Source organism: Paenibacillus solani, assembly GCF_001277345.1.
Classification (GTDB): domain Bacteria; phylum Bacillota; class Bacilli; order Paenibacillales; family Paenibacillaceae; genus Paenibacillus_AQ; species Paenibacillus_AQ solani.
In genome coordinates this window covers 1-2,006 of the sequence record NZ_LIUT01000007.1, presented here as the reverse complement: position 1 = coordinate 2,006, position 2,006 = coordinate 1, and the positions used below count along the sequence as shown (strand labels likewise).

The 2,006-nt window shown below is 47.9% G+C and carries 3 protein-coding genes; all 3 read right to left on the bottom strand.

The genetic code is table 11. From position 1 onward, the window contains the following. Positions 1-1,410 (bottom strand): condensation domain-containing protein (locus AM231_RS24105; RefSeq protein ID WP_242615300.1); only part of this gene is annotated, 1,410 nt, incomplete at its 3' end. Between the two features lie 19 nt (positions 1,411-1,429). Next, entirely contained in the window at positions 1,430-1,786 is a 357-nt protein-coding gene (locus AM231_RS30580) for a condensation domain-containing protein (protein WP_082341795.1), read from the bottom strand. Between the two features lie 14 nt (positions 1,787-1,800). Continuing rightward, positions 1,801-2,006, bottom strand: a 206-nt coding sequence (locus AM231_RS30575) for a condensation domain-containing protein (RefSeq protein ID WP_423212944.1), incomplete at its 3' end; no start/stop codon positions are given.

The following is a 2,006-nucleotide window of genomic DNA, read 5'->3' as shown; positions in this document are numbered from 1 at the left end:
GATCGTTTGGTCCTTCGGATAGTCTGCCTTCGTGTCGTTAAACATCGTCAGCAGCTGACGCTTCTCTTCTTCCCCGGCCAGCTCGATCTCGTCCAGCCGCATCTCCGGCCTTGCCGCCACTTGCTCCACCATCGCCGCCAAATGTCTTATTAATTGCTTCATGCTTTCTTCTTGATAGGCTTCGACATTGTAGCTAAGTTTAACGAAAAGCCGATTTCCGCTTAGACCCATAATTACATTTAATCCGAAACTCGTTTGTTCAATCCCCGTCAGAGCGGTTACAACAAAGTCCTGTACCACTGAATGCTTGTCATAAACAGGGGGCGCATCCATCGGATAATTCTGAAATACGCAGATATGGTCAAACAAGTTCGATTTAAGTGCGCTGCGCGCTTGAATGTCAGCCAAGGATACGTAGTCATACCGCTCGGATTTCAACAAATCGGCCTGCACTTGTTTCATCAAAGCGAGAAACGTGTCATGCCCGGCACGACGAATCCGCACTGGAATCGTATTGACGAACAATCCCACCATGCGTTCAATGCCGAGGACCTCGGATTGACGCCCGGAGACAACCATGCCGTATACGACATCGTCGTTGTCGTTATATTGTTGGAGCAAAACTCCCCATACCGTTTGCATCAAACTATTTAATGTTAGGTTGTGACGCCTGCAAAGCATGTTCAACTGTTCCGTATGCGCCTCTTCGAAGAAATGTGTAATCTCGTTAAGCTCATACGCTTTTTCACCTTGGATCCGATTTCCATTGGGAATTTCCGACCGATCGCTATAGTCCTCCAAGTATTGGCTCCAATATTCCAACGCTTCTTCCTTGTCTTGTTTTTCCAGCCAATTGATATAGTCGCTATAAGGATATGCCGGAGGCAACTGAAGAGGGCGATCGTTACGCATCTCCTCGTAAATTTTGAAAAATTCGGCGCGCAGGATGCCGGAACTCCATCCGTCCAACACGATGTGGTGCATACTCCAAATCATTTCGTACTGTTCCTCGCCGGTCTTCAAAACTGCAATCCGAAAAAGCACGTCTTTCGTTAAGTCGAATCCTTTTTTTCTATCCGCTTTCTTGAACGCTTCTACGTAGTCGCACTTCTTTGTTTCCTGCATCTCCGTAATATCCTCGTAGATAAGGATCGGCGCTCTTTCTTTCAAGACGGCTTGAAGCGGTTGACTTAATTTTTTATGTGAAAAGAAAGTCCGAAAAACCTCATGCCGTTCCGTAAGAACTTTCAAGCTTTTCTCCAAAATGGACAGGTCAATTCTTCCGAGAAGTGACATGTTCGTCTGAACAAAATAAGCTTCTGGTTGGTTTTCCAACATCGAATGAAACAACATCCCTGACTGCATCGGAGATAACGGATAAACCTTGACGACTTGATCTTTTTGGACCATCGACTACTTCCCCCCCAATCTATAGGTTGCTGAATAGCTCGTTGAGATCTTCTAAAGTAACCCTAGCGCTACCAAGATCGCTCGGGGTCAGCTCGGTTTCAGTTTGCTGCATGCAATGCGCGACGATCAAAAGCAGTTGCTTCTTGTAGTTGGCCAGCAATGCCTGCATCGTGCTTTCGCGGTACTCCTGCTTGTCATATATCACACTCAGCGTCAGTTTTCCGTCGATTACGTTCCCTGTGATGTCCAACGAATAAGCCCGTTCCGATTGCGGGCTCATCGACGCCCCCGCAGAAAGACCCGACATCGACATGGCCCCCGCATTCATTTCCCGATCCCATCGTCCCAAGTAGTTGAAGCTGATTTCCGGCAACATTCCGCTTCCAATANTCCGCAGGCGTCATATACTTCAGCACGCCGTATCCCACGCCTTTGTTCGGAATCCGTCTCAGCTTCTCCTTGAACGATTTGACCCAGTAGGATATCCCTTCCGCCTTCTTCAATTCGAAGACCACGGGATAAATGCTCGTAAACCAACCTACCGTTCTCGTCACGTCCACGTCGTCCAATACTTCTTCTCGGCCGTGGCCTTCCAG

Bases quoted from the DNA above. Each gene is read 5' to 3' on its own strand.
- AM231_RS30580 (WP_082341795.1), bottom strand. From the start codon at position 1,786: ATGTTGCCGGAAATCAGCTTCAACTACTTGGGACGATGGGATCGGGAA.